The organism is Cylindrospermum stagnale PCC 7417 (genome assembly GCF_000317535.1).
Classification (GTDB): Bacteria; Cyanobacteriota; Cyanobacteriia; order Cyanobacteriales; family Nostocaceae; genus Cylindrospermum; species Cylindrospermum stagnale.
On record NC_019757.1, the window covers coordinates 6,353,764 to 6,373,336 of the forward strand.

Consider the following 19,573-nt stretch of genomic DNA (forward strand, 5'->3'; position numbering starts at 1 on the left):
CAATCCTCCAAAGGGGGGCAATCGCACTGATTCTACCCTTAAAATCCACAATATGAGACTTTAATCTAATCACAAGTTATGCTAGAACAAGGCACGATCAGTATTCATACTGAGAATATTTTCCCAATTATCAAAAAGTCGCTCTACTCCGACCATCAAATCTTCTTGCGGGAACTGGTATCCAACGCTGTAGACGCCATCCAAAAGCTGAAAATGGTATCCCGCGCTGGGGAATATGCTGGAGACATCGGCGAACCAGAAATTCAACTTGCTATTGACACAAACAGCAAAACTCTCTCCATCAGCGATAACGGTATCGGGATGACACTAGAGGAAGTAAAGAAATATATCAATCAGGTTGCCTTCTCTAGCGCCGAAGAATTTATTCACAAGTATCAAGGCAAATCAGATCAGCCGATTATCGGTCACTTTGGTCTTGGTTTCTACTCTTCCTTCATGGTGGCGCAAAAGGTAGAAATTGATACCCTCTCCTACCAAGAAGGGGCGCAAGCGGTTCACTGGAGTTGCGATGGTTCGCCAGATTTCACGATAGACGAGTCACCCCGAACAACTCGCGGCACAACCATTACTCTCACTCTCCAAGGAGAAGAAGAGGAATTTTTAGAACCAGCACGGATTAAAAATCTTGTCAAGACTTACTGTGACTTCATGCCAGTGCCTATCAAACTGGATGGTGAAGTATTAAATAGGCAAAAAGCACCTTGGCGAGAGTCTCCTAGTAATCTGAGTGAAGAAGAGTATTTAGAGTTTTACCGCTACCTATATCCTTTTCAGGAAGAACCGCTGCTGTGGGTGCATTTGAATACTGACTATCCGTTTATCATCAACGGGATTTTGTATTTTCCCAAAATGCGCCCCGATGTAGATGTGACGAAAGGGCAAATTAAGCTATTTTGCAATCAAGTTTTTGTCAGCGACAACTGCGAAGAAATTATCCCGCAATTTCTCATGCCGATGCGGGGCGTGATTGATAGCACTGATATTCCCTTGAATGTGTCGCGTAGTGCCTTGCAAGGCGATCGCACAGTTAAGAGAATCGGCGACTACATAGCCAAGAAAGTTGGCGATCGCCTCAAAGAACTATACCGCGACAACCGCGAACAATACATCAGTGCCTGGAAAGACCTCAGCACCTTTGTGAAATTTGGCGTTCTCAACGACGAGAAATTTAAAAAACAAATCGAAGACATCATCATTTTCCGCACCACAGCTAAAGTTGCCGAGAAAGCCCCTGCCGAAACACCAGTAGTCGAGGTACAGACCGCCGAAGGCGATCTTTGGCAAGATGTCACCCAACCCAAAGAAAACACAGGACTCAGCACCCCCTATACCACCCTCAAAGAATATCTAGAACGCAACAAAGAACGCCACGAAAACCGCGTTTTTTACAGCACCGACGAAGCAACCCAAGCAACCTACGTAGAACTTCATAAAAACCAAGGCTTGGAAGTTTTGTTTCTCGACTCCTTCATCGATACCCACTTTATCAACTTCCTCGAACGGGAATATCAGGATGTCAAATTCACGCGGGTAGATTCCGACTTAGATAACACCTTGCTAGAACAAGACAAAGCTGGAGAAATTGTTGACCCCAAAACCAACAAAACCCGCAGCGAGTCCATCAAAGAGTTATTTGAGAAAGCCCTCAACAAACCTAAGTTAAACATCCGCACCGAAGCGCTGAAGTCTGAAACACCCCAAGGAACACCACCGGCGATGGTACTTCTACCAGAAATTCTCCGCCGCCTACGGGAAATGAACGCCATGATGCAGCAGCAGCAGTCGTTAGACTTCCCCGAAGACCACATTTTGCTAGTAAATACCGCTCACCCACTAATTCAAAATCTCGCCCATATCAGCCAAGGCAGTATCATTCAAGGTGATGGTCAATCGCCTACAGATCAGTTAGTGAAAATGATTTGCCAACACGTCTACGATTTGGCACTCATGTCTCAGAAAGGGTTTGACGCTGAAGGGATGAAGTCCTTTGTTGAGCGCTCAAATGAAGTACTCACCAAGCTAACAGAACAAGCCAGCAAATAGAAATCATCAGTTTGTAGTAGGCACTTCAGTGCCCAAAAAGCACTAAATTGCTTACTACGAGCCTAGAATAGAAAGACTGTGTTGAAATAGAAGTTTGGAGATACCGACTATGTCCCGTCGCTGTGAACTAACTGGTAAAAAGGCAAATAACGCCTTTGCAATTTCTCACTCCCATCGCCGCACCAAGCGCCTTCAGCAAGCGAATCTGCAAAGCAAGCGCGTTTGGTGGGCTGAGGGTAACCGCTGGGTAAGACTTAAGCTGTCTACTAAAGCAATCAAAACCCTAGAAGTCAAAGGGTTGCAAGCAATGGCAAAAGAAGCTGGCATTAACCTGAACCATTACTAAACTTCTTTAACAAGGCATCAACCCCTATCCTAATTCCTCGGCATTGACCTGGGTTTAAGAATATTGCCCCAGCAGCCTCCCCCAATGGGGGAGGTTTTAACGTATAGGTATATTATTTTCTGCTCAGATGATATGTTTCCTTTTACATCTGGGTACTATAAGTATACTCTGTCAATAACATCTCCATGAAGTTGTCTTCAGATACAGCCAATTTAAGTAAAGTTACTGTAAAAATATGCTATAATCTTTCGTTATATTGAATTCAGGAATTTTGAAAATATCAGTATTTTCCGATGAACTGGCGCAATTGAGAAATGATATAACTCAATTAAATTATCTTTTTTTGTAGCTACTTCATTTTTAAAGTATTTAAATAGCAGTAGTTACATCGTTTAATAACTCAACTTTTTTTGCCTGCACAAATACTGAACGGGCATGATTATTAATATCGAATATCGCCTAAATCAAAATCCAAAACCGCACTAAATCGATTGACAGGGAAGCAGCTATGTCTAGAATACGTCAGCTAGTCAAGGCATTAACAAAATCATTCAAAAAACTTAGCAAGCAGTCTTTATCTGCCATTAATAAGCAACTTAATTGGCTTCTGCGGACTGTTTTTAACATCAACCGAAGACGCAGTTCTGCAAATTCTGGTTTTGTGTTGCCAACAGTAGCAATGGTATCTCTAGTAGTAGTCTTGCTGACCACTGCAATTTTAATTCGATCTTTTGACCGCTCCAAAAATGCCAGCAATGTCCGCGTCAATGAAGCTGTACTGAACGCTGCCATGCCAGCGATTGACAGGGCTAAAGCGAAAATAGAACAGTTGTTGGCTGACCCTTCATTACCACGTTCAACCCCAACAGATATATCCCTATATAATGCAATTACTAGAAATAATGGTAGTAGATATACCTTTGGTGATGAAATTTCCTTGATACTAGCGAGTGATTTGAATACAAATAACAGTATCCAAACCAGCACAACACTCGAAGATGATGAAACCTTAAATACTGCTTGGAAGTTCCCTGTTGATACAGATAACAACGGAAAATTTGATAGTTTTACTCTTTACGCTATTTACTTTCGTAGCCCAACGCGCAATACAAGTAATATATTCAATAGAGCCAGAAAGCCATTAGATGCAAGAACACCACCAATGGATAAGGGTCAAGTAGGTGGTATCTGTGCAGATGCTATTGGTACAAGCGCTAGTTTGATAGGAGACTCTAGCTGGTACAAATCGGGTGGTAAGTTAGCAAAAAGCTTTTTTGTTTACACTGCTAATGTACCTATTAACGCTCTTGGCGCACTTGATACTAACAAATATGAAGCTAAGGCAAATCGAGGTTTTTCGGCTTTAGAGTATCAACAAGACCGGGAACGCATCCCCGTTAACAATAAAGCAGTATGGTTTGAGAATGACTTAGAAATTACCCCTGGTGGTAACTTATTGTTAAACGGTTCCGTCCATACAAACGGCAACTTACTAGCTGCTCCTGCAAGTAGTACTATTGATTTCCGTCAAGTTAGTAGCGAAAACTCCTGCTTTTATGACCAAGAGAATGCCAAGATCACAGTAGGGGGGAATTTGGCTCCAGGAGGTGCCTCTGACACCACCAATAGAGCAGGTCTATTAAGAATAGACTTGTTTCGTCCAAATGATCGTCCACCTACGCAAGATGTAGTTGCAGTTAGTGATGTAGGTGGAGCTACTAAAAAATCGACCACAGCAACCGGCGGTTCAACGGTAGGGAGCAATGATGCTGCTTATACCCGGCGGATAAATACGATGAAAGATGAAGCAGTAGCTTTATGTACCACTTGTAACGCACAAACCACAGTAGACGCCTTAAGAACTGAGGCTACAAACGTTACAAGATATCCCCAAGTCTTGAAAGATAACCTAAGAGATCGGCTGATCACAGGTACTCCTATCGAGACTGCCCAAAAAATCTTCCGCGACGAAATTGAAAACTTTCTGAGAGACCGCACCCGACGAGTTCCTTTTGCAGAGGTTTCCCAGTCTATACCTACTGATGCACAAGCACTAGGAACTTACGCCACAGGTAATGTTTTTGCCGCTGGTGAAATTGAAGTACCAGCGGCATGGAGACTGATAACTCCTGCAAACACAGGATTGACTCTAAATTTTGCCCAATTAGCGGCAACAGAACCAGAGAAGCAAAAAACCGACGGTAAAGAAAATTATGAAGGCGATCGCGTTTTAATTGGTAATAACCTTCCTGCTGTTTGGAAAAATGATGCCGGTGAATACGGAACAGGTCAAAAATTCCGTCAAATTGTTAACAACGGAACCAACTGGAATAGTTCCACCACACCAAACGAACCACGTACCCGCGCCTCTCAACTACAACCACAACTCAATTTAGGAGAAACAGACCGCGGCGAATTTTGGGAAGAAAAAGCCGCTGAAGATAATTCTGCCAACCCACTATCTAATGTAGGTGGTTTGCGGGTGGTTACAGGAGCAGGTATCTATGTAGATGATGATGGTGTGCCTCGTGCAGGTGAAACTCCTTTCTATCAACGCAGCACATTCTCTTTTCTACCTAATCCTAATGGCGCTTTCTCTCGGAACACTAACCCTGCTGCTGGTATTGCTGGGCTAGATTTAATTGGTACTAATGGGCTAGATGGTAGTAATAATCCTGTCGGTTTTATAAGTAATATTACAGGTGTTCCAGGACAAGCAGTTACAGGCCAAATGCCTGACCCTCCAACCTTTGATGCTACTCGTAGTAACATAGTTGTGTGGCCCGACACCATGCCCATGACGTCACCTTTATATATTCCTTCACCTGTATCTGGTGAAATTAAAAAAGGTGATTTACTGATGAGGGCGACAGCGGTTTATCACTTCAGCGACAACGCCGGTATCGCCCAAACTCCAATCGCCTGTGTTAGCAGCTACTACGACCCCACGAATAATATCACTGCTCAAAACTTGACAGGCTTATGGCAAAATCCTAATCCTGCTTTTGCGACTACTACTGGTGGCAGATCAAACAACGGCGTCGTTTACAGCCCCGTAGCTAGAACTAATATTACTGCTAATTTAGACCTCCTCAGAAGGCAGTCCAGATTAGTATTTCCCAATGGGCGTATTGCCAATGAACCACTGAGAAAGGCGATAAAAAAATACGACAGCAATAGCTTTACTAATTTCACAATGGCAGATTATTCAGCCGTTGATACAGCCCTCTGTGCCCTTTCCATCCTTGATGGTACTGCAACTATCGATCCGAGCAGAGTTCCTCATGGCGCAATTAAAGAAGCAAGTTTCCTTGATGCTAGGGAAATTAAAGCAAATCAAGATATAGCACTACATAACACTATAAATCCTGCAATTCCAGGTGATTACAACCTCGATTTAGAACAGCGTCAACCCTTAGAAATTCGCGTTACCGAAATTAACTTGGGTGTGCTTGCAAATACGGCTATCGGTGGTAGTGAGTATTTATTGCCTAAGAGCGGCATTATTTATGCTACCCGTGATGATGCTCTACCAGATATTAGCGACGCAACCGTTAACCCAGCAGATTACCGAAATGGCAATATTGAAAAAATACTGCTACTTAGCCAAACTGACTTCAAACTTGACCCTACCCGTCGTCCTAACGGCATTCGGCTATTCAACGGTACGAACTTGTCACGGACTGGAATTAATAGGCCCTATGATCCCTCAGAAAAGGGATTGATTTTAGCCACTAACTTGCCAGCTTATGTTAAGGGCAACTTTAACCTGCATCAGGTTACAGCAGGCGGTACTCAAATAGAAGAGTTTTCAACCACTGAAACTACTGCTAACTTCTACACAAGAGCAGGCTTCAATAACGACTTTGCTTGTCGTCCAGGGCGGGGTGCTTGTCCCGCTAGTGGTGGTGACTTGTGGCGACCATCTACAATTTTAGCCGACGCTATCACTCTCTTATCTGATAGTTTCCTAGATGGTTTCCGCGATCAAGGTGACTTTGACTTCAGAGATAACGCCACTACTATTCCTGAGAACAATAGCACCGTTAGTCCGAATCCTGTTGCTGCCAGGTTGGTTAACAACTTTGTTACTACTGCCAGTAATAGTTGGACAGGTACTTTTAACAGCCCAAATATCAAAACTTCTTACAATGCCAATGGTGTCACACCTATTCAGCGGCGGACTACTTTCAACGAATATTTGATGGAAGTTTGTGATCAACCTTCTCCTTCCATGTGTGATCAAGGTAATCCCGCTCACTGGAAAGTCTTCTTTAGAAGATCAGCAGGAGGAACACCACAATTTTTAACAGCAACGCAGGTATTAACAGACAACACACTGAATACGGGGGATTTTGTTCTTAATAATCTGCTGTCAGGCACTACAGCTACACCTCCTGATCCGGCATATCCACAATATCGAAATTACCCTCGTCGGGTAGCTTTTGAGCGTGTTATTAGTGGCATTACTTATGATCCAGGCACGTCGACAATACAGGGAGCGTTACTCTTCAGAAATGGGGGTGGAAATGAGGTTCCAGGGATACCCAATAACGCCGATAGCCCAGTTCCACTGGGTATTGACAGTAATGGAAATGTGATTCGGTCTCCCTATCGTGGTAGTAATAACCCACGCACGAGAGCTAACGCCTTATGGTTTAAAACCACGTCTTATCCTCAAGATCCTTCACGATTGTCAGATGGAACTTACAATGTCAATCAAGGACTTTTTCTCCAGTCATTGCCGCGAAAGAACGACACGATACAACCTAGCTTAGTGCCAGTGTTACAAATTTACAGCCCAGAGGGAAGTCCTCTTGCTAACGGTACTACTTTAGACCTTAGAGATAATAATAGAGCTAACAGCCAAATTCAAAACCAATGGGTGCAAAGAGCGCCAGCAGGTATTACTACTTTCAATACAGGGCTGGCAGCGGGCAATAGCCCCAGCCGACCGGAGGAACAAGCGGCAGGTTTACAAGCTTTTGTGCGGTACTTAGAAAATTGGCCTTCAGGAACTGGAAATGAAGCCAAGATTAGAGGTAACTTTATTCAATTCAAACGAAGTTCTTTTGCTACAGCACCCTTGGCAACTCTCTTGACAACCAGAGCAGCCCCAACTGGTAATAATACCACTGACAATTTCAGCTTTTTTGACTTCATCTACAAGATGTACTGGACTAATGTCGGTGTCGTAAATAGTAGCAACACAATATTAGGTACTTTGCCTTATTATTCTCCACCTGGAAGAAACTGGGGTTTTGATGTGGGGCTGTTATCTCAGTTACCTGATTTATTTGCTCAAAGGTTTACTGTTCCGCCATCAGCACCACCCGCAGAGTATTTCCGGCAAGTTGGGAGGGATGATAAATGGGTTGAAACCTTGCTGTGTGCTACCGAAAATTCAGATTTTTCACTTCCTGCTAGTTATCGTCCTTCAGATTGTCTACTTGCTCCTTCTTAAACCGCTGCTAGAAAATTAGGTGATTTATGATGATTACTCAACTAATAAAAGGGGCAAATTTGGGAGGGAAGATGAAAGCTTCTGAATCTAGTGAAGCTGGTTTTACGATCATTGAGTCTTTGATGGCGATAGTAGTAGTTTCTATCCTCATGGCTGCGATCGCACCCGTGTTAGCCTTGTCTGTTGCCAACCGTGTTCAGGCAAGACGCGTTGAGTTAGCTTCCCAAGCCGCTAGAGCCTACATTGATGGAGTTAGATCCGGGTCGATTCCAACTCCAAACCAAGTAGTTACATTGACCGAGGTCAGTGGCCATACTTTTTCGTCAGCCAGGCTTACTTTTGCTGATACTGCTGCTCCTAGCGCTAGTTTGTCTTGCGGGTCTCCCACAAATGGTTACTGTACAAACAGTGCTAGCTCAAGTTTGTATTGCATAGACCGGGATGGCGGTGGTTGTGCTACTAGTCCCCGTTCTCAAGACTTGGTGGCTCAGGCTTTCCGCAGCACTACCACCGGAGCCACAACTGACCAAGGCTACCTTCTTGCTGTGCGGGTTTACAGGGCGGATGCCTTTCAAAACGGCAGCACACTCAAGACAATGAAGAGAAATAACTCTAAAGCAAGTACTGTTACTGGTGGTTTTGGCGATCGCCTAGCACCACTAACGGAAATTACCTCAGAAGTTGCATCCGGTAAAACAAAATTCCAAGATTACTGCACCCGCTTTGGTGGTTGTCAGTAAATCTTCAAGTCGTTCATAGTTATGGCATCCATTAAGGACTAACAGCCAAGGAGGAAACTGCTAGATGAAAAATATACTCGGATTTCTTCTCAGAAGTCAAATTCAATGCTCTAAGCAGGCTCAGTCACCAAATGGCTTTACCCTTATTGAACTCCTTGTAGGTATGGTCATGGCTGTTCTGGTGATTACACCATTATTGGGATTCATGATTGATATCATGAATACAGAAAACCGGGAACAGGCAAAATCTAGCTCTGAACAAGAAATTCAAGCAGCACTAGACTATATTGCCCAAGACGTGGAACAAGCAGTATATATCTACGATGCTGACGGAATGCATGGGGCGACTATAACAAATATTGATGGAACTTCCACAACTATCGATGGAATCATAGGTCAAATACCCAACACCGACGGCGGAAATAGATTTCCTGTACTCGCCTTTTGGAAACGCAACTTTTTAGCTAGAAGCCAAACAGTGACACTTTCTAATGGTACTGAACCTACAGTAGGTTGCTTGGTAAGGCTTCCCACCACCTCAAATTGTAACGACCAAGATTATCAGGTGTACTCCTTAGTGGTTTATTACCTAATCAAAGAACCTGCTACTACTACTTGGAACAATACCACCACTCGCATTGCCAGATGGGAAATTCGGGATGGTATCCGTGATGCTAGTGGAACTGAAACCCGCTTCGAAGGCACCCCACCTGCTGCTGTTAAATATCTTTTGTTGCCAAACCCGAATTTCAAGTCATTTGATCTAGCTTCAGCAGGAGATTTACGTAGGAAGTTGGGTAACTGGAAAAATTTTAGTAATAGCGTAAGTAGCTATAATCTAAATGTCAATAAGTTAAATACCTTAGTTGATTTTATTGACCAAACTCCAAATACAGCAGGCTCACCAGCACCAGTGGCTTGCAATACAGCCGCAGGTGAGCAACAAGTGCCAGACTATAACTCAATCGGGTTTCCCAATACCTTTAAAACAGGCAGTTTCTATGCTTGCGTTGATGCCAAAAAATATATAGCAAGAGTCTATATCAGAGGTAATTCGCTGGCTCGGATTCAACCTGGTGCTACATATAATTCTGGTAAGGCTGCATATTTTCCCACTGCAACTATTCAGATTAAGGGTCGCGGTTTTCTCGGTGTTGAATAAGCTGGAGCATAATTATGAATAGCTCAATTGCATTAAAAGCTTTACGAAGATACTTGCGAGTCGGGATACCGTACCCTTCAGACCCATATTTGATGTTCAGTCGTCGCTATTCTGGGCGCTTTTCTCAAGCAAATGCTGGGTTTAGCTTGATAGAGATGATCGTAGTAATGGTTATGGTGGGAATTCTAGGGGCGATCGCCGTTCCTAGCTGGCTTGGCTTTGTTAACCGACAGCGCGTGAATAAGGCTAATAACGCCGTTGTAACCGCGATACAAGAGGCACAAAGACAAGCTAAAATCAAAAAACTCAAATACAGTGTCAGCTTTAGAAATGATATCACTAATGGGCCACAAATAGCCTTGCACCCTGATTCTGTCGATGCCTCTACCCTTACTAATGCATGGCAAACATTAGGCAGCGGTTTAGAACTGAAACCTGGGCAAATCTGGATAGGTACTAATATTACAGGTAATAATCTAGGTGGTAGTGTTGTTAATCCCCTGACTACCACTGCAACAGATATAAAAACAATTGCTTTTGACAACAATGGTACTCTGCCCATAAATGCCACCACACCATTAAAAATCGTGGTAGCTATACCCCGAACTGGAAGCCCTACTCAGGCTAGTGGAGTTAAGCGATGTGTCAGTGTGCAAACTCTCCTCGGTGGAATGCGAACAGAAAAAGATTCAGCCTGTGATGCAAACAATAGCAATAGTTAAGTGAATTTACTTAAATAGTTTTTTGTAGTAATTGTGTCTGGCGCTAGTCTGAAACTTAGGGTGGCTAAAAGGTTAAGTATTACTGAGTTGCGAGCTGCTGATTATCTACGTATTTTTGTATTCATCTTGACAGGCAAGTAGCAAAATAATTATTTAAAACCAGTAAAGAGACGGTATTGCAAAACACATAGCACAGACGAGAATTGATGTACTGCATTTTTATCTGCTATGTGATGAAGATACACCTTGACTTTACCGTAGTCATCCCAACTTACAATGGCGAAAGTCGCTTACCCGAATTACTAGAACGACTGCAAAATCAACTCAACACTGAAAATTTGTCTTGGGAAATTATTGTTGTTGATAATAACAGCAGTGATAACACAGCTAAAGTTGTCCAAAGCTATCAAGAAAATTGGCAATGTTCTTATCCCTTAAAATATTGCTTTGAATCAAAACAGGGAGCAGCTTATGCCCGAAAAAGGGCAGTCGCCGAAGCTCAAGGCGAATTAATAGGTTTTCTAGATGACGACAATTACCCAATATCAAACTGGGTAGCCGCAGCTTATAGTTTTGCTCAAGAGCATTCCAAAGCAGGAGCCTATGGCAGCCAAATTCACCCTGATTGGGAAGTAGAACCTCCAGAAAACTTTCAACGAATTGCCCCATTTTTGGCGATCACAGAGCGAGGCAATTTACCGCTGCTTTATGAACCGCACAAAAAATTACTACCCCCTTCAGCCGGACTTGTTGTTCGTAAGCAGGCTTGGTTAGAAAGTGTACCAAATAACTCTATCTTAACTGGTAGAGTCACTGGGAATATGCTTACCAGTGAAGATTTAGAAATGCTATCTTACATCCAAAAAGTAGGCTGGGAAATTTGGTATAACCCGGATATGGAAATTTATCATAAGATCCCAAGTTCCCGCTTGCGAAAAGATTATTTAATCCCATTTTTTCGAGGTATTGGACTTAGTCGTTATGTGACTCGAATGGTAAATATCAAACCTTGTTATCAACCGGTTCTTTTTTTGGGTTACATAATCAACGATCTCCGGAAAATAGCTTTACACTTACTCAAATATCGAACCAAGTTGAACAGTGATTTAGTGGTTGATTGTGAGATGCAGCTTTTTTTAAGTAGTTTGATTAGCCCATTTTATCTTTGGATAAATGGATATTTAAAATTAAATAACAAATAATCTGGTGTATTTACTGCCTTTATTTATAAAAAATCCCTTCAACAATCGCTCAAACAGTGGCTTCACGCTGCTAGAGGTACTAATAGTTACTGTAGCAATTGGGATATTAAGTGCGATCGCTATTCCTAGCTGGCTGGGATTTGTCGATCGACAGAGGACAAATATGGCACAAAGTGCAGCACTGTCAATATTGCGTGATGCCCAATCTCAAGCTAAACGCGAAAGAGTTCTTTGGCAAGCTTGTTTTTGGGATGATGGTAATCAAGTTTTAGCTGTTGTACAACCTGTAGCTTCTTCAACTAATCAATGTCGCTTTAGAAATGGAAGTCCTTTAATTCAAGGCGACTCTAAAACGATTGTATTTACTTCCAACTTCGATCAAAATCCTAGTAATTACTATCGGGTGCAGTTTAAGTATGATGGTTCTGTAAATGGACAACTGGGTAAAATTACCTTTAAACCCCGAAATAGCGATTATTTCAAAAGGTGTGTCATAGTTTCAACCTTACTAGGCGCAATGAGGTCTGAAAAAGATAGTGGATGTAATTAATACTCTTGAATAACTCTATCTAAATTAAACCTAAAATAAGAGCAGGGGTTTGTAGTTAGTACTAGAGTACATCAGTATAAGAGTTTCCAGCACTTTAGTGCTTACTACAAACTTTTGTTTATTTTCCACTATATCCAAACAAAGTATTGTGTGCGGAAATCACTGAGGAACCCGAAACAACACCTGATTGTTTTCACCCGTTACCCAGAACCAGGGAAGACAAAAACTAGACTGATTCCTGCTTTGGGTAATGTTGGTGCTGCCAATCTCCAACGGCAGATGACTGAACATACAATATTTCAGGTTAAAGAATTGCAAAAAACAACTGCCTTATCTGTAGAAGTGCGGTTTGCAGGTGGTGATTTGCAATTGATGCAAGATTGGCTGGGGCTTGGTTTGGTTTACCAGTCACAGGGTGGAGGTGATTTGGGTGAGCGGATGATGCGATCGCTCTTAGATGCCTTTCAAAGCGGTGCAGAACAAGTAATTATCATTGGCAGCGATTGCCCTGGATTGAGTGAGCAAATTTTAGCCACAGCCTTTGAGCAACTACAAGTCTTTGATCTTGTGCTTGGTCCAGCGATTGATGGTGGTTATTACTTAATTGGTTTGCGACAACCCATGCCGGAGTTATTCATGAACATCGCCTGGGGAACGGCTCAAGTATGCCAAAAAACTGTGGATATCGCCCTGGAGCTTAATTTATCACTGATTTACTTGCCTCCTTTGGCTGATGTTGACCGACCGGAGGATCTACAGATTTGGCATCAAAACCTAGAGGGGAGCAACAAGAATGAGTCTAAGCGCGTATCTTAAAACACCGGGATTTTCTAAAAGATACTGCTGAAGATTAACCTAACTATAGTATAATTTAGAACTAAAAAATAGAAACCTTGACCAATTTGGAATCTGCTCGGCGTTTCTACATCAAGGTAGGACACAAACAGAGGTATTGGCGAAATTCAATGGTTCTTTGAGACGAAGTTCGACAGCCTGCACTCTTTGCATCCCAAAGAGTGTAGGCGCTTCGCGGCTTAGAGTAGACTCCAACGCAAGCGTGCCAAAAGCTAGGGTAGAACGCATTAACCCAACCTGACTAAAGCTGGTTGATGTTAGTGGGCTTTCTGCTCTAAGAGATGTAACTTTATATATGGCTATCACTCAGATTCACGACTTTTTTTGAAAAAATATGGTTAACCGTTCTGCTTCTTTGAACACTGCCCTCACACTCAAGGTAATTGGGATAGTTTGCGTTTTATCTTTTTTCCTTGATTTTTTGATTTTGTTGTTGGACTTTAACCCAAACAATAAGCAATCACTTATCGTCTTGGCAACATCGCTAGTTGACCGGGGAATCGTGCCTCTGGTCGGCTTGGGGTTGCTATTTGCGGCATATTGGATTGATAGTGCTGATGGTGGAAGCGATGCTCGCTCACAAGGTATCGATTTAAGATTTCCAGCCATGATCCTATCCATTATCTTAGGATTGATGTTCTTGGTGATTTTTCCCATGCACCTCAATAATGTAAATCAATTTAAGACTCAAACACTCAGTCAAATTTCCCAGAAAGCGGATCAAGCAGAAAGCCAAATAAAAGGCAGATTATCCCAATTACAAGCACAACTGAATACTGAACAGGGAAAGACTCAGCTAGAACAGTACCGTAACCAGCAGAAAGCTCAGTTAACGGCAATCCTGCAAAACGAGCAACAATATAAGCAAGCAATCGAAAGTGCTCAAGTTCCCCAAGATCTGAAAGAATTACTGAAGAAGGCGAAAGCAAATCCCCAAGAGCTAGATAAAGCGATCGCACAGCAAACTGATATTCAGGCAACGGAAAAGCAACAACTCAACTTAATTCGTTCTCAAAAGGAAGACGCTGAAAAACAAGCTAAAGACAGCGCTTGGAAATCGGGACTGCGGATTGGTGTTAGCAGTTTGTTGCTATCCATCGGTTACAGCATCATCGGCTGGACAGGATTAAGAGGTATGGGTGCTTTACAAGGTGGTAAACGGAAGGCTCCAGCACGGTAATCTACCATTTTTCAGGCAGTAGGAAAAATTCAAAAATTATTGAAGGTTCATACTGCCATTGCCTGATGGTTAATCAGCATAACTTGCCAATTAACAGATTATTGACACTTTCAGCACTCTTTGTGACTGAGCTTTACGCCTACCGAGAAACTTGTAAAATCGCTATAGTACCTGGGAATGTTTTCAATTTACATACTGACGTATAACGAAGAGCTAGATATTGCTGCTTGTATCGAGTCAGCGATGTTATCAGATGACATTATCGTTGTAGACTCGTGCAGTAGCGATCGCACCGTGGAAATTGCTAGTCGCTATCCGATTCGCGTTGTCCAACACCCTTTTGAAAGCCACGGACGCCAACGCACCTGGATGCTAGAATCAATCCCCCCCAAACACGAATGGGTCTACATTCTAGAAGCAGACGAGCGGATCACGTCAGAACTGTTTGCTGAATGCCTGGCAGCAACTCATAATTCAGACTACATCGGCTACTATGTGGCTGAACGGGTGATGTTTATGAATCATTGGATTCGCCACAGCACCCAGTATCCCCGCTACCAAATGCGCCTCTTCCGCCACGGTAAAGTCTGGTTTACAGACTACGGTCATACAGAACGGGAAGTTTGTGACGGTGCAACAGGCTTTTTAAAAGAAACCTACCCCCATTACACTTGTAGCAAAGGCTTGAACCGCTGGATTGAGAAGCATAACCGCTATTCTAGCGATGAAGCTCAAGAAACATTGCAGCAATTGGAACATGGTTTCGTTGACTGGCGAGATTTGTTCTTTGGTAAGTCGGAAGTCGAAAGACGCCGCGCCTTGAAAGATTTGTCTTTGCGTTTACCCGCCAGACCCCTGCTACGTTTTATATATATGTATTTTTTCTTAGGTGGATGCCTAGACGGACGCGCCGGGATGGCTTGGTGTACATTGCAGGCATTCTATGAGTACCTAATTTTGCTCAAAGCCTGGGAACTGAAGCATCTACCCACACCTACACTAGATACAAAATAACCTCAAAGGGAAGAGCCTAATGCAGCTTAAGTTAATCTTGAAGCAGCACCATCGCCAACTAATAAATTAAAATTATTCACAAAACTTATTCAAAAAAGTTGCTCCTCTAGATGTGTGAGTTACCCACCAGCCAAAATGCCCAGTGCTGCTTGCTCCAATCATCAGCAGCTTGTCATAGAGCGCGGTAGGATTTAGTCATACCGAAGACACTTGCAACAATCATTTACAACTCTGACAAAGAAAAGTAACACCCTCTAAGACAAACCATCTGTCATCATAGTTTGTATATGTCTATATGCACGCTGATCGGATCTTTCTCTGGATTGCCAGCAACAAGTACTTGTTTTCACAGCAGTCCTTTGACTGCTTACCATTTTGGACAGTTATTGACGGCATCAAGTAAGAGTGAAAATAATCTCTTCGCAATTTGACGAATCTGCGGGTTATGAATACCAATAACAAAAGTTCCACTAGCCTAAAAAAGGAGAATCGGGGCTTGGTAATCGATCGCCTCAAACAGGACTTTAAAAATGACCTGATTGCTGGTTTGTTGGTCGTGATCCCGTTGGCAACCACCATCTGGCTAACGATCAACATTGCGACTTGGGTAATCAACTTTCTCACCCAAATACCCAAACAACTGAATCCCTTTCATGGGCTGCACCCTATACTTGTAAATATATTGAATCTTGTGGTGGGGCTAGCTGTACCACTACTAAGTATTCTCTTAATTGGCTTGATGGCTCGGAATATTGCAGGGCGGTGGTTGCTAGATTTTGGTGAGCGGGTATTGCAGGCAATTCCCTTAGCTGGTCAGGTATACAAAACCCTCAAGCAGCTTTTGGAAACACTACTCAAAGATTCCAATGGCAAGTTCCGCCGTGTAATTTTGGTAGAGTATCCCCGTTCGGGAATTTGGGCGATCGCCTTTGTCACTGGTGTGATTAGCAGTGAGATCCAAGCTGCCCTGCCTCGTCCGGTGCTGAGTGTTTTTATCCCCACTACCCCGAACCCTACTACCGGATGGTATGCCGTAGTTCCTGAAGACGAAGTAGTGAACCTCTCAATTTCTATTGAAGACGCCTTTAAAATAGTTGTGTCTGGTGGTATTGTCGCCCCCAATACTGCCCTCCCCCCCTTGCTTTTCCCCAAAGAAGTGCCATCTCTAGAAACCAAGCAGCAAGTGGTTCCGGTCGAAGAAGCTTAAAATCAAGGCGGTAAAGTCACAAGCAAATGGATAATCTTGTTGTTTGACTGTGCCAAAATTGATAGGCTAATAAGTTTGTCCCGCCAGCTTAATCATTAATCGCACAATCATCCCCATTTTTATGCAACGTCGTAAACCCCAGCAAATAGCTCGTGAATTGGCGCTTTTAAGCCTTAGCCAGCTGCCCGTTAGCGCCAAGAAATTGGAGAAATTACAAGATGATCAACTAGTATCCAAGTTGGTGCTAGGAGCAGTACGCACCCTGACTACAGAAGTGCAAGATACCCTCAACAATGCTGCTGGCGAACTGCAACGCAGTAACGATCGTCTTTTAAGCAGCCAAACTAGAGCCTCAGACATCAATACTGCCAGAACAATGTTGCAAGAGGCGATCGCCTATACCCAAACAGCAATCAATCAACTAGGTACGGCCGTTGACTTCCCGGAATTGATTCAACTAGCTAATCAAGACAAGGAAGTTCGCAATTACGCCAAAGAGATTGTGATCATCGTCAGCGAAAATCGCCATCTGATTGATCAACTCATTTCTGATGCCTTAATCGATTGGCAAGTAACTCGCCTCGCCCAAATCGACCGGGATATTCTGCAAATTGCTGTGGCAGAAATGAAGTTTATGCAAGTTCCAGACAGCATCGCCATCAACGAAGCTGTGGAGTTAGCCAAACGCTACAGTGGAGATGAAGGCCATCGGTTTATTAATGGTGTTCTGCGCCGAGTCACAGAACAGAGAAAAACTGCATAGCAAGTCATCCTCACTTCGCGGGCGTTATGAGTGCTAAGTTTTGAGTTGAGAGTGAGGCATGAGTTGTGACATCCTCTACACACTGAGCCAAACAGTACAGTGGTGCCGGCGCGAATTAGTTAAATTAAACTCATAACTGATAACTCATAACTCACATAACAACTAACTGCTGCAATGGTTTTTAATTGGTTCCGCCGTCAATATAACGATTCCTCCGATACCCCTTCGTCCAAGCCACAGGAAGAAACTCCTCCTGTACAAGAACCCCAACCAGAACCAGCCGCAACCGCAGAAACTGCACCAGACACGGCCGACTTGTTGGCATTTGCTAAAGCCGCCTACAAAAATATCCAACAAAAACAACAATCCCAGACATTAGAAACTCCGCCTGGGGCAACAGATGCGCCAGGATCAGAAATTTCATCTGTCACGGATGTCACAGATCAGGCAACTGTAGATACGGCTGTAGCTGAAGTAACTGAATCAACTGCTATTGCTGAGGAAACTCTAGACACATCGGTCACAGACGCCGTTACAGAAGAACCTGCCGACTTGGTAGCAATTGCTGAAAATCCAGATGTCTCAAGCCCAGAAGCACAACCAGCACCAACCGCAGCTTTATCCTTCTTAGAACGAGCAGCAGCATCTCGGCAAGCCAAGCAGGAACGACTGATAGCCAGCGCGATTGAAGTTTCAGCACCAGAAATCGTCCAAACTGCGAAATCAACCACCGCCACGCCAGCCGGAGAAGAAATTCCCGGACTGGTATTTGATGATGGGTTTGTCTGGTCAACAAAAATTTTGGCAGCCCAAGGTAGACTTCCGCAAGACGTGTCTATAGAAGAAATAACCTGGCTGAAAAAGCTCCGGCAAGGCTTAGATAAAACCCGTCGTAGCATTCTTAACCAGCTAAAGGCAATTGTAGGTCAAGGGCCCCTGAACCAAGCCGCTGTGACGGAAATCGAGTCTGTACTCCTACAAGCTGATGTGGGTGTAGAGGCGACAGATTTTATTATCAATGCACTACAGAAAAAGCTGCTCCAAGAAGTCACCCCACCAGAGGAGGCGATCGCTTACCTGAAACAAATTCTGCGGGATATGCTAGATGCGCCCAGCAAAACATCCCACCAATCTACCTTTACCCCAGAAAAAGAAACCCTGAATATTTGGTTAATCACTGGGGTAAATGGTGCTGGTAAAACCACCACTATCGGCAAAATCGCCCACCTAGCTCAAAAATCTGGCTATAAATGCTTGATTGGGGCTGCCGACACCTTCCGCGCCGCTGCTGTGGAACAGGTGAAAGTTTGGGGTACTAGAAGCGGTGTGGAAGTAATTGCTAATCCCGGAAAAAATACAGACCCGGCAGCAGTAGTCTTTGATGCGATCGCCGCAGCCCAAGCGCGGGAAACAGAATTACTGCTTGTAGATACCGCTGGACGCCTGCAAAATAAGAAAAACTTAATGGACGAACTCAGTAAAATCCGGAAGATTATTGACAAAAAAGCTCCAAATGCTCATGTAGAATCACTCTTAGTTCTAGATTCTACCTTAGGGCAAAATGGACTACGGCAAGCTGAGGTCTTTTCCCAAGCAGCCCAACTCAGTGGAGTTGTACTAACTAAGCTAGATGGTACCGCCAAAGGAGGCGTTGCCCTTGCCGTTGTGCAGCAACTAGGGTTACCCATTCGCTTTATTGGTGCTGGTGAAGGAATTGAAGACCTGCGCCCCTTTTCTAGCTATGAGTTTGTCGAAGCGCTATTGAGTGGCTAGTCTAAAAATTTTGCGTTAAGATTTTTTCTTTGCAAACTAATAAATTTAGGACTTACGATCTGGTATTATCACTTGCACTAAGCAAAAACGAAATACTGGAAAAAGCGTAAGTACTAAAATAATTAGTTTGTCACAACCGATGCTAAATTTCGCGAAAAATTTCCCCTAAAACCTTGTTTTTCACAGATATTTGGGGTTTGAAAATTCAGTAGTCTGGACGCTTGGTTGCAGCGCCTACCGTCCGCAACAAACTGAATTGGTGTCAGGAAGCTGGGTTAAGACCCCCAGGTTTATTCCGAGTCTCTACTTGCAAGATTACCCACAAATATTATCTGTCAGCAATTTAAAGGGTTGAAGTGTGATGTTTAAACTACAACACCCTAGTACCGCTTCTCTACGAGACGCTACGCATATAGCCTTTACCTACCGTAGGCTGCGCCAACCGCATGGCTGAGTGCAAAGCACACGCTTTGCGCGTTCGCGCTTACGCGAAATTTTTTCATTCAAAATAGAGCCGACCGCTCACGGAAG

At 43.5% G+C, this 19,573-nt stretch carries 14 protein-coding genes; all 14 read left to right on the plus strand.

All coding sequences use genetic code 11. The annotated features are described in order from the left end of the window. The first annotated feature begins 78 nt into the window (after window positions 1–78). The 14 genes from htpG to ftsY all read left to right on the plus strand — a co-directional run bounded on the left by htpG (window position 79) and on the right by ftsY (window position 19,042). Complete coding sequence (gene htpG, locus CYLST_RS26875; protein ID WP_015210890.1) at window positions 79–2,064, plus strand: molecular chaperone HtpG; 1,986 nt, start codon at window positions 79–81, stop codon at window positions 2,062–2,064. 109 nt (window positions 2,065–2,173) lie between these two features. Further along, complete coding sequence (rpmB, locus tag CYLST_RS26880; protein WP_015210891.1) at window positions 2,174–2,410, plus strand: 50S ribosomal protein L28; 237 nt, start codon at window positions 2,174–2,176, stop codon at window positions 2,408–2,410. A gap of 508 nt (window positions 2,411–2,918) precedes the next feature. Further along, the gene (hpsA, locus tag CYLST_RS26885) at window positions 2,919–7,874 is read left to right on the plus strand and encodes a hormogonium polysaccharide biosynthesis protein HpsA (RefSeq protein ID WP_015210892.1); all 4,956 of its coding nucleotides are present in this window, start codon (window positions 2,919–2,921) and stop codon (window positions 7,872–7,874) included. 71 nt (window positions 7,875–7,945) lie between these two features. Beyond that, window positions 7,946–8,614: a hormogonium polysaccharide secretion pseudopilin HpsB gene (gene hpsB / locus CYLST_RS26890; protein ID WP_041233943.1), complete on the plus strand. Its 669-nt coding sequence runs from the start codon at window positions 7,946–7,948 to the stop codon at window positions 8,612–8,614. Between the two features lie 64 nt (window positions 8,615–8,678). Next, the gene (gene hpsC, locus CYLST_RS26895; RefSeq protein WP_015210894.1) at window positions 8,679–9,776 is read left to right on the plus strand and encodes a hormogonium polysaccharide secretion pseudopilin HpsC; all 1,098 of its coding nucleotides are present in this window, start codon (window positions 8,679–8,681) and stop codon (window positions 9,774–9,776) included. 14 nt (window positions 9,777–9,790) lie between these two features. Further along, the gene (locus tag CYLST_RS26900; protein WP_015210895.1) at window positions 9,791–10,498 is read left to right on the plus strand and encodes a pilus assembly FimT family protein; all 708 of its coding nucleotides are present in this window, start codon (window positions 9,791–9,793) and stop codon (window positions 10,496–10,498) included. Window positions 10,499–10,731: 233 nt separating this feature from the next. Continuing rightward, a complete protein-coding gene (gene hpsE, locus CYLST_RS26905) occupies window positions 10,732–11,700 on the plus strand; it encodes a hormogonium polysaccharide biosynthesis glycosyltransferase HpsE (protein WP_085960713.1) in 969 nt (322 codons plus the stop codon). A 4-nt stretch (window positions 11,701–11,704) separates the two neighbouring features. Continuing rightward, window positions 11,705–12,250, plus strand: coding sequence for a pilus assembly FimT family protein (locus tag CYLST_RS26910; protein ID WP_015210897.1), 546 nt, complete (start codon window positions 11,705–11,707; stop codon window positions 12,248–12,250). 150 nt (window positions 12,251–12,400) lie between these two features. Continuing rightward, window positions 12,401–13,066, plus strand: coding sequence for a TIGR04282 family arsenosugar biosynthesis glycosyltransferase (locus CYLST_RS26915; RefSeq protein ID WP_015210898.1), 666 nt, complete (start codon window positions 12,401–12,403; stop codon window positions 13,064–13,066). Window positions 13,067–13,439: 373 nt separating this feature from the next. After that, window positions 13,440–14,285, plus strand: a complete 846-nt coding sequence (gene hpsJ-B / locus CYLST_RS26920; protein WP_015210900.1) for a hormogonium polysaccharide biosynthesis protein HpsJ — start codon at window positions 13,440–13,442, stop codon at window positions 14,283–14,285. Between the two features lie 177 nt (window positions 14,286–14,462). Next, window positions 14,463–15,299 (plus strand): glycosyltransferase family 2 protein, encoded by an 837-nt coding sequence (locus tag CYLST_RS26925; protein ID WP_015210901.1) that lies wholly within the window; start codon window positions 14,463–14,465, stop codon window positions 15,297–15,299. A 445-nt stretch (window positions 15,300–15,744) separates the two neighbouring features. Beyond that, the gene (locus CYLST_RS26930) at window positions 15,745–16,506 is read left to right on the plus strand and encodes a DUF502 domain-containing protein (RefSeq protein ID WP_015210902.1); all 762 of its coding nucleotides are present in this window, start codon (window positions 15,745–15,747) and stop codon (window positions 16,504–16,506) included. 121 nt (window positions 16,507–16,627) lie between these two features. Beyond that, a complete protein-coding gene (nusB, locus tag CYLST_RS26935) occupies window positions 16,628–17,269 on the plus strand; it encodes a transcription antitermination factor NusB (RefSeq protein ID WP_015210903.1) in 642 nt (213 codons plus the stop codon). Window positions 17,270–17,443: 174 nt separating this feature from the next. After that, complete coding sequence (ftsY, locus tag CYLST_RS26940) at window positions 17,444–19,042, plus strand: signal recognition particle-docking protein FtsY (RefSeq protein WP_015210904.1); 1,599 nt, start codon at window positions 17,444–17,446, stop codon at window positions 19,040–19,042. Window positions 19,043–19,573: the final 531 nt, after the last annotated feature.

Bases quoted from the DNA above. Each gene is read 5' to 3' on its own strand.
- htpG (WP_015210890.1), top strand. From the start codon at position 79: ATGCTAGAACAAGGCACGATCAGTATTCATACTGAGAATATTTTCCCA.
- rpmB (WP_015210891.1), top strand. From the start codon at position 2,174: ATGTCCCGTCGCTGTGAACTAACTGGTAAAAAGGCAAATAACGCCTTT.
- hpsA (WP_015210892.1), top strand. From the start codon at position 2,919: ATGTCTAGAATACGTCAGCTAGTCAAGGCATTAACAAAATCATTCAAA.
- hpsB (WP_041233943.1), top strand. From the start codon at position 7,946: ATGAAAGCTTCTGAATCTAGTGAAGCTGGTTTTACGATCATTGAGTCT.
- hpsC (WP_015210894.1), top strand. From the start codon at position 8,679: ATGAAAAATATACTCGGATTTCTTCTCAGAAGTCAAATTCAATGCTCT.
- CYLST_RS26900 (WP_015210895.1), top strand. From the start codon at position 9,791: ATGAATAGCTCAATTGCATTAAAAGCTTTACGAAGATACTTGCGAGTC.
- hpsE (WP_085960713.1), top strand. From the start codon at position 10,732: ATGAAGATACACCTTGACTTTACCGTAGTCATCCCAACTTACAATGGC.
- hpsJ-B (WP_015210900.1), top strand. From the start codon at position 13,440: ATGGTTAACCGTTCTGCTTCTTTGAACACTGCCCTCACACTCAAGGTA.
- CYLST_RS26925 (WP_015210901.1), top strand. From the start codon at position 14,463: ATGTTTTCAATTTACATACTGACGTATAACGAAGAGCTAGATATTGCT.
- CYLST_RS26930 (WP_015210902.1), top strand. From the start codon at position 15,745: ATGAATACCAATAACAAAAGTTCCACTAGCCTAAAAAAGGAGAATCGG.
- nusB (WP_015210903.1), top strand. From the start codon at position 16,628: ATGCAACGTCGTAAACCCCAGCAAATAGCTCGTGAATTGGCGCTTTTA.
- ftsY (WP_015210904.1), top strand. From the start codon at position 17,444: ATGGTTTTTAATTGGTTCCGCCGTCAATATAACGATTCCTCCGATACC.